The organism is Actinoplanes sp. DH11 (assembly GCF_020873875.1).
Classification (GTDB): Bacteria; Actinomycetota; Actinomycetes; order Mycobacteriales; family Micromonosporaceae; genus Actinoplanes.
The window spans coordinates 129,428-139,792 of the sequence record NZ_JAHWGU010000024.1; the positions used below are offsets into that span (position 1 = coordinate 129,428).

Annotated in this window: 9 protein-coding genes; 6 read left to right on the forward strand and 3 right to left on the reverse strand. The window is 70.6% G+C overall.

Annotated elements, in window-relative coordinates; genetic code table 11:
• Positions 1-6: 6 nt before the first annotated feature.
• The gene (locus LPA41_RS29875) at positions 7-846 is read right to left on the reverse strand and encodes a vWA domain-containing protein (protein ID WP_229074285.1); all 840 of its coding nucleotides are present in this window, start codon (positions 844-846) and stop codon (positions 7-9) included.
• Positions 847-986: 140 nt separating this feature from the next.
• The gene (locus LPA41_RS29880) at positions 987-1,730 is read right to left on the reverse strand and encodes a restriction endonuclease (RefSeq protein WP_229074287.1); all 744 of its coding nucleotides are present in this window, start codon (positions 1,728-1,730) and stop codon (positions 987-989) included.
• 502 nt (positions 1,731-2,232) lie between these two features.
• On the opposite strand from LPA41_RS29880, the gene LPA41_RS42145 reads away from it, so the two are divergent.
• The 4 genes from LPA41_RS42145 to LPA41_RS29895 all read left to right on the forward strand — a co-directional run bounded on the left by LPA41_RS42145 (position 2,233) and on the right by LPA41_RS29895 (position 4,753).
• Positions 2,233-2,364, forward strand: a complete 132-nt coding sequence (locus LPA41_RS42145) for a hypothetical protein (protein WP_255690554.1) — start codon at positions 2,233-2,235, stop codon at positions 2,362-2,364.
• A 184-nt stretch (positions 2,365-2,548) separates the two neighbouring features.
• Positions 2,549-2,980: a hypothetical protein gene (locus tag LPA41_RS29885; protein WP_229074289.1), complete on the forward strand. Its 432-nt coding sequence runs from the start codon at positions 2,549-2,551 to the stop codon at positions 2,978-2,980.
• Between the two features lie 118 nt (positions 2,981-3,098).
• On the forward strand, positions 3,099-3,734 hold the full coding sequence (locus LPA41_RS29890) for a GntR family transcriptional regulator (RefSeq protein ID WP_229074290.1): 636 nt from the start codon (positions 3,099-3,101) through the stop codon (positions 3,732-3,734).
• Between the two features lie 8 nt (positions 3,735-3,742).
• Positions 3,743-4,753: a 1-aminocyclopropane-1-carboxylate deaminase gene (locus LPA41_RS29895; protein WP_229074292.1), complete on the forward strand. Its 1,011-nt coding sequence runs from the start codon at positions 3,743-3,745 to the stop codon at positions 4,751-4,753.
• A gap of 4 nt (positions 4,754-4,757) precedes the next feature.
• On the opposite strand, the gene LPA41_RS29900 is transcribed toward LPA41_RS29895, so the two are convergent.
• Positions 4,758-5,135, reverse strand: a complete 378-nt coding sequence (locus tag LPA41_RS29900; protein WP_229074294.1) for a hypothetical protein — start codon at positions 5,133-5,135, stop codon at positions 4,758-4,760.
• 274 nt (positions 5,136-5,409) lie between these two features.
• Here LPA41_RS29900 and LPA41_RS29905 point away from each other — a divergent pair, with 274 nt between their 5' ends.
• The gene (locus tag LPA41_RS29905; RefSeq protein WP_229074296.1) at positions 5,410-6,792 is read left to right on the forward strand and encodes an SGNH/GDSL hydrolase family protein; all 1,383 of its coding nucleotides are present in this window, start codon (positions 5,410-5,412) and stop codon (positions 6,790-6,792) included.
• Between the two features lie 350 nt (positions 6,793-7,142).
• A complete protein-coding gene (locus LPA41_RS29910; RefSeq protein ID WP_229074298.1) occupies positions 7,143-9,932 on the forward strand; it encodes an AbfB domain-containing protein in 2,790 nt (929 codons plus the stop codon).
• The last annotated feature ends 433 nt before the right edge of the window (positions 9,933-10,365 follow it).

Here is a 10,365-nt window from a genome sequence, read left to right on the forward strand (position 1 = left end):
TGAGGCTCAGCGCAGGTCCGTGGCGCGGGTCCCGATGTCGAGGAATTGCACAATCGTGATCATGTCGGCGTTGTAGACGAAGCCGCGGCTGGTGTCGTCGACGGCGATGCCCTGCTGCGCGGCGTAGGAGCGCATGTGCGGGGGCAGCGGGGAGCTCATCGAGAACAGGGTGCGGGCGTACTCGTCGTTCAGCTCGGCCGATGCTCCCGGGAAGATGGTCGGCGTGCCACCCTCGCTGGACACGTGCAGGTTGAACAGCAGGACGTTGCCATCGGTGGAGGCCAACTCCCGCAACGCTTCCGCGGCCGGGCGTGGATCTCCGTCGGTGGACTGCCCGTCGGTCAAGTTGAGCACCACCGGCGGGAAGCAGTTCTCGTTGGTTGCCAGGAACGTGTTGGCCAGCACGGTGGCCTGGCGCAGTGCCTCGACCATCGGGGTGCCGTGATTGCCGACCGGCTCCACCCAGACCGGGAACTTGGTCGGCTGCTCGACCAGGCCGCCGGCGCCGTCGGGCACCTTCTTCATCCGCTCTTCCACTCGGGCCGGGTACTTCGCGACCTGCGACAGCGGCACCAGGTCGCGGCCGCTGAGCTCGCCTTCGAACACCGAGCCAACACGGACGCCGTACCCGATGACCGCGACGTGGAAGTAGTCGCGGACGCCGCCTTCCTTGGCGCACTTGATTGCCAGTTCGCGCAACAGCCGGTTCAGCGCGTCGGCGACGACGTCGGCCTTGCGGCGCACGAGTTCACCCTCGGCAACCTCGTCAAGCATCGACGCGGACTGGTCGAGCAAGAAGATGAAGCAGCTGGGGTTCGAGCGGCTGATCTCGGCGGTGTACACCATGGTGGTTCCTTCCGGGTTCGGTTCGTGCAGGGGGCAAGCCGCGTCCCCGTATGAGGCGTGACGACGGCTCTTTGAGGCGAAGATCCGCCACAGGCTGGCTTCGTAGAAGGTGGACGCGGACCGAGGTACGGCGATGCCATTTACGGCGTCTCGTTCCACCAATCCGTCCTGGCCGGAGCGACAGCCCGCGGCGGCGCGGCGGTTTTCGCCGGCGTAGCGCTCGCGGGGCCTGGGGGTGAAGCCGATGAAGGGTGTTCGGTCGCGGGGGCGATCGTCCTTGCTCGCCGCCGTAAGCCAGGCAAACGCCGGGTCGCTGGCACCCGTGCCCGTAGCGCCGACGCGGATGTGACCGGCTGGCCGGATACCGAGGCGAGGGGCAACCTCAGCGAGTCCGCCCACAGGCCGAGCGCGTCGCGATCGACGACGCTGATGTGGCACCGCCGGGCGACGGCGGCGGCCTGAACGGTGAGGTAGTTGTTCGTGACCAGCAACGCCACGTCCGCGTCGTGGATGTGGCGGGCGGTTCCGGCGAAGCGCTGCACCTCGGGACTGCCGACCTTCGCGCTGTACCGCTTGCACTGCACCACCAGCCGCCGGCCGTCCGGGGCATACCCTGTCACGTCGGCACCCATGTCGCCGGCGCCGCCGGACACCCGCACCCGACGGCACCCGCTGGCCCGCATCAAGCGGGCCACCCAGTGCTCGAACTCCGAGCCGGACATGACGTCAGTGACGGCGACCGTACGCTCCTGCTGCGCCAGCCGCCGCGACCGCTGCACCCACAACCACCCGCCCCCGCACGCTGCTGCTAGGACGACCGCCGCGATCAGGGACGCAGCCACTGGGTGCCGTTGGACCAATTGCACGACGACGCTGACACCCACCAGGACCGCTCCTGCCAGCCACCAGACGGTTTCCGAGCTGACACGACGAGCCGTACGTCTCCTTCTGGCCATGATCACCTTCCTCGCGTCATCCGTCGCGGCGGCACGTATGTAACTGCTTGCCGACTGTAGAGCGAGGGTCTGACACTTCCGCTGAAGGCGATCTATGGCTTCATTGTCAGAAATCTGACATCGACGTCCGCCGTTCGGTCATGTGCATCCAGGCCACCGAACCTGATACGGGCAGGCGCGTCCGATTCGCGGCAAGTCGGATGCCCTGATGCTTTTGCGTGTCTATTTGAGCAATGACGCCATCGCCGGGCTCCCTTGAGCTTTCGGAAGCACCTCGACCTTCCGGGCCACCGCAAGTGGGGACGGCCGCCCCGTGCGTTTCGCTGATCTCTCCGCGGTGCACGAAATTGTCGTACGTGGATGCGACTATGGCGACCGTCCATAGCGGTGATGCGATCACCGAGTGATCGCCTGCGTCGAGGAGTCTGTCGTGCCGTTCGTCAAGCCGCATGAGCGCGGCGGCAAACCCGTCAAGGGCTACTACCGGCTGAACTCGATCTGGAATTTCTGGTTCGGCTTCATCCTGATGCTGCTGTTCTTCGCTGTCGTCCGCGGCCGCTGACTCAACTCCGGCGAGCCGAGGACAACTGCTCTAGAGGCATCAAGTGGCCGCTGGCCGAGCGCAGGTGCACAACGTGGCACCCATATCCATCTCCAGGAGCTGGCCTGCCACAGCCGGTCTGTGCCGGCGGACTTCGGGCCGTGGCGGTCTGGACACGCCGTCGCCCATTGATGATCCTTGTCGGATGAACCGTGCCGTCTCGTCGCTGCGGGACCATCTTGCCGCCACAGCCGTGATCGCGGGCATCTTCGCCGTCTCCGCCGTCCTCGCAGTGATCTCCCTGGCGGCCGCCGAGGGCGTCGTCGAGGCGAAACCCGGCTCCTTCCGGAACGAGTGGGCGAACGCGCCCTGGTGGCTTGCGGCGTTCGGGCTGTTCCTGCCGGTAACCGTGGCGTCCCACCGCCGGCCGAGGCTGGCCGTGGCCTTCCTGGCCGCCGCAGTGATCCCGCAGTTCTGGGTCCCCTGGCAGATCATCGAACGCGATACGACGGCCGGGCAGGGCGATCCGCTGATCGGCCTGGGCTTCCTTGCGCCGGCCTTCATGACCGTCATCTTCGGCGTGAGCGCCCTGGCCGCCGCTCTGGCCGGCCGCGTGGCACCGGCGAGGACGGCATGACCGGAGCGGGCCACGCCTCTGCCGGGCGCTCTCGGCGGCAGCCAATGCGGTAGGTCGACGGCCGTTGGCCGTACTCGGGGCCTTGTGTTCAAGCTCGGCTGGTATCTAACATTTCAGTGTGGAGAGCATCGGACGGCACCTGCTGCGGGACGCGGCCTACGGGCGGCTGCGCGGCGCGATCGTGGACGGGACGCTCGCGCCCGGGACGGCGCTGCGTCCCGACGAACTCGCCGGGCGGCTCGGCCTGTCTCGTGCGCCGGTCCGGGAGGCGCTGGCCCGGCTGGCCGGTGAAGGTCTGGTCGAGACGAAACCGCAGAGCTGGACCCGGGTCACCGAGGTCGTCACGAAGGACGTCGAGGACGCGGCCGCGGTGGTCGGGGCGATGCACGACCTGGCCGTCCGGGCGGTGGCCGGCGGCATGACCGCCGACCAGGTGGAGCGGATGCGGCAGGCGAACGCCCGGTTCGCCGCCGCGGTCGCCGCCGGTGACGTCGAGGCGGCCCTGGACGCCGACGACGAGGTGCACGCGATCCCGTTGCTGGCCTGCGGCAACACCGCGGCCACCGGCACCGTCGAGCGGTACACCCCGATGGTGCGGCGTGCCGAGCGCCTGCTGTTCACCTCGCCGCAGGCCGCCCGGTCGGTGCGGTTGCACGACGAACTCATCGAGGCCCTGGCCGCGCGCGACGAGGCGCGGGCCATCGCGGTGAACGCGGAGATCTGGGGTCACCTGCACCACAGCGTCAACCTTTAGGAGTCGTCATGCCGCTCGCCGATTTTCCCCGCCACCCGCTGCTGTTCGGCCCGTCGCCGGTGCACCGCCTGGACCGGCTGACCAGGCATCTCGGCGGCGCGGCCGTCTGGGCGAAGCGGGAGGACTGCAACTCCGGCATCGCCTACGGCGGCAACAAGACCCGCAAGCTGGAGTACCTGGTGGCCGACGCGCTCGCGCAGGGCGCCGACACGCTCGTCTCGATCGGCGGCGTCCAGTCGAACCACACCCGCCAGGTCGCCGCGGTCGCCGCCGCCACCGGCCTCAAGTGCGTGCTGGTGCAGGAGAGCTGGGTGGACTGGCCGGACAGCGTCTACGACAAGGTCGGCAACATCCTGATCAGCCGGCTCGCGGGTGCGGACGTGCGGCTGGTCAAGGCCGGCTTCGGCATCGGCTTCAAGGAGAGCTGGGACGCGGCCATCGCCGAGGTCACAAGCGGCGGGGGTACGCCGTACGCCATCCCGGCCGGTGCCTCGGACCACCGGCTCGGCGGGCTCGGGTTCGCCGGCTGGGCCCACGAGGTGATCGAGCAGGAGCGTCAGCTCGGCGTCTTCTTCGACACGATCGTGGTCTGCTCGGTCACCGGCAGCACGCAGGCCGGCATGATCGCCGGGTTCGCCGCGGCCGGCGGCCGGCCGCGGCGGGTGATCGGCATCGACGGCTCGGCCAAGCCGGTGGAGACCCGCGACCAGGTGGCCCGGATCGCCCGCGCGACCGCGTCGCTGATCGGCGTCGAGCGGGAGCTGACCGAGGAGGAGATCGTCCTGGACGAGCGTTACCACGCCGGCGTCTACGGGATCCCGGACGCCGCGACCCTGGAGGCGATGCGGCTCGCCGCCCGGACCGAGGGCATGGTGACCGATCCGGTCTACGAGGGCAAGTCGATGGCCGGCCTGATCGACCTGGTCGGCCGGGGCGAGATCGGCCGGGATTCGACAGTGCTCTACGCGCACCTGGGTGGGCAGCCGGCGCTCAACGCCTACGCCGGTCTCTTCTCCTGAGCCGTCACCCGGTCCAGAAGACCTCGACGCGGGTGTGGTCGTCGTGGTCGCTCACGCAGCGGAACGTGGCGCCGGCCTTGACCAGGCCGGCGACCGGGGCGGTGAGGGCGTCGCGCACGCTCGCGTCGTAGGCCGCGGAGCCGTCGTCCGGCTGCACCCGCAGGTCGACGTGGTAGATGCTGTCGTTGTCGAACCTGACGTTGGTGTCCGAGACCGATCGGACGGTCGCGACGCACGGCCGGCCGCCGGTGATCTGGCCTTCGCCCTGCGGGCCGGTGTCGACGAGGCGGCTGGCCAGCCACGCGATGCCACCCACGACGCCGACCGTCACGGCGAGGATGCACGCGGGCAGCAACCAGCTCAGGTAACGCCGTCGCCTCATGCTCGCTCCCCGGTCCGACCAGTCTCTGTGCAGCGTTTTGCCCGTCTTGCCTGTGCGGACGGCTGGAGCGTAGCGGGCCTACCTGGAGGAAACCTTCGCGTTGCATGGGGATGCTATGGGCCGGCGGTCACGTCGGCCCGGCACCGCCGGCGACCGCTGGCCGCCGGTAACCGACCGCTCGACGCGGACCGGGCGCCATTGCATTGACATGTGTCACTGTCCGGGATCCTCTGGCGGGTGGCATTCCGGCCATCACGTCTCGGAGGTGGGCCCCATGCGGCGGCTCTTCACCCTGCTCGTCGCGGCGCTCGCCGCGACCTCGGCACTCAGCGCGCCGGCCGGCGCGACAGGTGGCAGCCCGTCCTGGGTGGGCACCTGGAGCACGGCGGTGACCGGGGCGGCGCTGCCACCACAGCCCGCGACCGTGTTCACCGATCAGACGCTGCGGCAGATCGTGCGTGTCAGCACGGCCGGCAGTGAGGTGCGGGTGCGGCTGTCCAACGAGTACGGCACCGAACCCCTCGTCGTCGGTGCGGCCCGCGTCGCCCGCCGCCCGGCCGGGGCGACCGGCTCGGAGATCCAGCCCGGCACCGATCGGGCGCTCACGGTGGGCGGCCGGTCCGCCTTCACGATCCCGCCCGGCGCGCCCGCGCTGAGCGACCCGGTACGGCTCTCCGTCCCGGCCCTCTCCGACCTGGTGATCAGCATCCACCTGCCCCGGCGCACCCCGGCGGCGACGGTGCACGGCTCGGCGTTCCAGCGCAACTTCGTCGCCGCCGGTGACGTCACCCGGGCTCCCGTGCTGGCCGGGGCGACCGAGACGACCTCCTGGCACTTCCTCTCCGGGGTGAGCGTCGCGGCGCGTCCGGCTTCCGGGGTGAGTGCCGCAGACGTGGCGCGTCCGGCTTCCGGGGTGAGTGCCGCCGACGCGGCGCGTCCGGCTTCCGGGGTGAGGGCCGCCGTGCCGGCGCGGGCGGGCTCTGTGGTGGCGTTCGGCGACTCGATCACCGACGGCGCGATCACCACGGTCGACGCGAACCGGCGCTGGCCGGACCTGCTGGCGCGCCGGTTGCAGGCCGACCGGTCACTGCGGCACCTCGGCGTGCTGAACAAGGGCATCGGCGGCAACCGGATTCTGCACGACGGCAACACCCTGGCGGGCACGCCGTTCGCCGGGCTCGGCCCGCTCTTCGGCGACAGCGCGCTGAGCCGGTTCGATCGGGACGTGGCCGCGCAGCCGGGCGCCCGGTGCGTGGTGGTGCTGCTGGGCATCAACGACATCGGCCAGCCCGGCTCCACCTCGCCGGTCACCGAGGAGGTGAGCGTCGACGACCTGATCGCCGGGTACCGGCAGCTGATCGCCCGGGCGCACGAGCGCGGCCTGACGATCTACGGCGCGACGCTGACGCCGTTCGAGGACACCACGATCCCCGGCTACTACACCGCGGCCAACGAGCGGAAGCGCCAGGCGGTGAACCGGTGGATCCGGACCGGCGGCGAGTGGGACGGCGTGATCGACTTCGACCGGGCGGTGCGGGACCCGGCGCGGCCGCTGCGGATGCTCCCCGCGTACGACAGTGGCGACCACCTGCACCCCGGCGACGCCGGCATGCAGGCCATGGCCGACGCGATCCCGCTGCGCCTCTTCACCCGCTGACAACGCCCTGGCGGCACCGCACGACGGCCCGGCGGCGCCCACGGCGGCCGTCCCGGCGGCACCCCGCGGCGGCCGGCCCAGCGGCATCCAGGGCGGCCGGCCCGGCGGCATCAGGCAGCGGCATCACGCGGCGGCTCGTCCCGGTTTCCGGGGCGGGCCGTCGGCTTGTCCCGGAAACAGTCAGGACTCTTGACAGTCGATAAACGTCGATGGGTGAATGTGTTCAACCCTGAGCGGAGTCGTTCGTCTCTGCTGGGTTCCGGTGTCCTCCCGGTGCGCCATCCACCGCTCACCCGTCCCCGCGGTCCCGCAATGCCGTTGCGTGCGGCCGCGCCCGGAGAAGGAGTCCGATGCGTCAGCTCCTCACCCGTACCCTCGCGGCTCTCACCCTTGCCGCCGGCGGCGTGATCGCCGCGACCACCCCCGTCTCCGCCGCCGTCGAACCCAAGACCCCGCCGCTCAGCACACCCTGGACCAGCCAGGTCTCCACCACGAACCCGCTGCCGGAGTACCCGCGACCGCAGATGACGCGGCCGGACTGGCAGTCGCTCAACGGCGAGTGGCAGTTCCTCAACCCGGCCACCGACGCCGCCGGGAACGTCAACCGCAACGCCGCGCCGCCGCTCGGGCAGACGCTGCCGGAACGCATCCTCGTCCCGTACCCGGTGGAGTCCGCCCTCTCCGGGATCATGCGCAACGACAACCGTGACCTGATGTTCTACCGCCGCACGTTCACCGTCCCGTCCGCGTGGACCGGCCGGCGGGTGCAACTGCACTTCGGCGCGGTCGACTTCGAGGCCACCGTCTGGATCAACGGCACCCTGGTGACCGCGCACAAGGGTGGTTACGACCGCTTCGAAGTGGACATCACCCCGCAGCTGACCAGCGGAAACAACGAGATAGTGGTACGCGTCTACGACCCGACCGACGGTCGCGGGGAGGAGCAGCCCGCCGGGAAGCAGGTGAACAACCCGAGCGGCATCTTCTACACACCGACCTCCGGCATCTGGCAGACGGTGTGGCTGGAACCGACACCCGCCTCGTCGATCTGGTCGGTCGACATCTATCCGAACATCAGCGCGCAGAACGTCCGGGTCCGCGTGTTCAGTCGCGGCACCGTGAGCGGTCACACCGTGGTCGCCGAGGCGCTCGCCGGCGGCACGGTCGTCGGCACCGCCACCGGTGGCTTCACCGAGTTCACCGTCCCGGTGCCGAACCCGCGCCTGTGGAACCCCGGCGACCCGTTCCTGCACGACCTGCGGGTCACGCTGCGCAACAGTGCCGGCGCCACCGTCGACCAGGTGACGTCCTACTTCGGGATGCGCGAGGTCGGCAAGAAGATGGTCGGCGGGGTGCTGCGGCCCACCCTCAACGGCGAGTTCATCTTCCACGCCGGGACCCTGGACCAGGGGTTCTGGCCGGACGGGCTCTACACCGCGCCCACCGACGCGGCCCTCGCCTTCGACCTGCAGAAGCACAAGGACCTCGGCTTCACCATGGTCCGCAAACACATCAAGGTGGAGCCGGCCCGCTGGTACCACCACGCCGACCGCCTGGGCCTGCTCGTCTGGCAGGACATCCCGTCCGGTGGCGACGACACCAAGTCGGCCGCGCAGATCGCCCAGTTCGAGACCGAGGCCCGGGAGATCGTCGACGAGCACCGAGCCTTCCCGTCGGTCGTCACGTACGTGCCGTTCAACGAGGGCTGGGGCGAATGGAACCTGGCCGAGACCCAGCGGATCACGACCATGCTGGAGGCGTACGACCCGACCCGGCTGATGAACGCGCACAGCGGCTACAACTGCTGCGCCTCCAAGGGCGACCCCGGCACCGGCGACATGATCGACTGGCATGTCTACACCGGGCCGGACGCGCCACGGCCGAGCGCCACCCGGGTGTCGGTCCTCGGCGAGTTCGGCGGGCTGGGGCTGCGTACACCGGGTCATGAGTACAGCCCGAACGGGCAGTTCTTCGCCTACGAGCAGATGTCCGGCGCGGCGCACCTGAACGACCGGTTGACCGGGATGATCCGGGACTCGGAACGGCTGATGACCACCAAGGGGCTGTCCGGGTTCGTCTACACCGAGATCACCGACGTGGAGGGGGAGTACAACGGGCTGTTCACCTACGACCGGCGGATCCAGAAGGTGGACACCGGGCAGGTGCGTACCGCCCTCACCAACCTGATCAACGCGTCGCGCCACCAGAACGCGGCGGTACCGCTGACCCTGGGCCACGTCCGGTCGTTCCGGGTGACGACGCCGGGCTGGACCGACCGGCACCTGCGGCACGCCGGCTCGCTGGCCCGGACCGACGTGATAAGCGGGGACGGCGCCCGGCAGGACGCCTCGTTCCGCACCGTCGCCGGCCTCACCGACCCGCGCTGCCACTCGTTCGAGTCGGTGAACTTCCCGGGCCGCTACCTGCGGCACGCCGCCTCCCGGGTCCGCCTGGACGCGCCCACCGGCGGCACCTTCGCGGCCGACGCGACCTGGTGCGCGCGTCCCGGCCTGGCCGCCGGCGGCATCTCGTTCGAAGCCGCCAACCAGCCCGGCCGCTACCTGCGGCACACGAACGACGAGGTACGCATCGACGCGGACACCGGTGGCTCGCTCGCGGCCGACGCCACCTGGGAGGTGTCCGCGCCGGCGCTGTGGCGCAGCTCGGTCATCCTGCCGTTCGACGTGCGGCGGTCGTTGCAGGTCACCACGTGGGGCCTCACCGACCGCCACCTGCGGCACGCCGACAGCCTGGGCTGGACCGAACCGGTCGGCGCGGGCAGCGCGGCGCTGCTGAAAAACGACGCGACGTTCACGCTGCGGCGCGGTCTGGCCGACACGTCCTGCTACACCTTCGAGGCGGTGAACGCGCCCGGCCAGTACCTGCGGCACGCGGCGTCGCGGATCCGGCTGGCACCCAACGACGGCTCGGCGCTGTTCGCGGCGGACGCCACGTTCTGCGCCCGGCCCGGCGTGGGCGGCACCGGCGTGACCTTCGAGTCGATCAACTTCCCGGGCACCTTCCTGCGGCACTTCGAATCCCAGGCATGGATCGCCTCCGGTGCCGGCTCGGGCTCCGACCGGCCGCAACAGCTCTCCGCCGACAGCAGCTGGAACGTGGTGGCGCCCTGGGCCCCTTGACTGGCGCGGACCCCATCGATTGCTGCCGACCTGCTGCGCCTGGGGCGGTCCCTCGCGAGGGACCGCCCCAGCGCACAGCGACACCAGGGGCGCGTCAGAGTCTGAGCCATCGTTTTCGGCGCTGCCAGAGCTGGGTGACGGCCGCTGGTGCCGGGCTGTCACGGATGGCTGTTTCGCGGGCGGTGGGGCAGCCGTGGGTGACAGCCGGGTGGTGGGGCGGCCGTGGGTGACGGCCGGGCGGTGGCTCTGGTGTCGATCGAGTTGTCCCACCGAAGCCGGCTGTCACGTACGGCTGTTCCGGGTCGCGACAATCAGCCGTGGGTGACAGCCGCTGGTGCCGGGCTGTCACGGATGGCTGTTTCGCGGGCGGTGGGGCAGCCGTGGGTGACAGCTGGGCGGCGGGGCATCCGTGGGTGACTGCCCGGCACCAGCG